1 pseudogene is annotated in these 518 nt (G+C 41.1%); it reads right to left on the minus strand.

Annotation, left to right across the window (positions count from 1 at the left end):
- Positions 1-518 (minus strand): annotated as a pseudogene (gene rnjB, locus ACWHAR_RS32005) (ribonuclease J2); the annotation flags it as partial.

Here is a 518-nt window from a genome sequence, read left to right on the forward strand (position 1 = left end):
ACTGTCAGAAAGCAGAGCGAGCACGCCGCTATTGCCGATCTTGGCGATCTCGCCAATGTCGCACGTCTGATTAAGTGCAGGTGTTTGGTCAAATTTGAAGTCTCCCGTGCATACAATAGATCCAAGTGATGTTTTAAAGCTCACACCTACAGAATCAGGAATGCTGTGAATCGTTCTAAAGAACGATACTTTTGTTGATTCAAATGTAATGACAGATTTTGAGTGAATTTCTCTTAAATCAGTTTTTCGGTTATGTCCGTATTGTTTTAATTTCTCTCTTAACAGTGCAAGCGTCAGTTTTGTTCCGTACACTGGAACGGACAGCTTGTTTAATAAGTAAAAAACGCCGCCGATATTTTCATCGTGCCCGTGCGTTAAAAAGATTGCCTTGACGCGGTCAGCCCGTTCAATCAAATATGATATGTCAGGAATCACTACATCAATACCGAGCATTTCGTTTTCTGGATGCATAAGGCCTGCATCAACCACAAATATGTCTGAGTCAATTTCAATGACAT

This window comes from Bacillus sp. LR--39 (assembly GCF_053613335.1).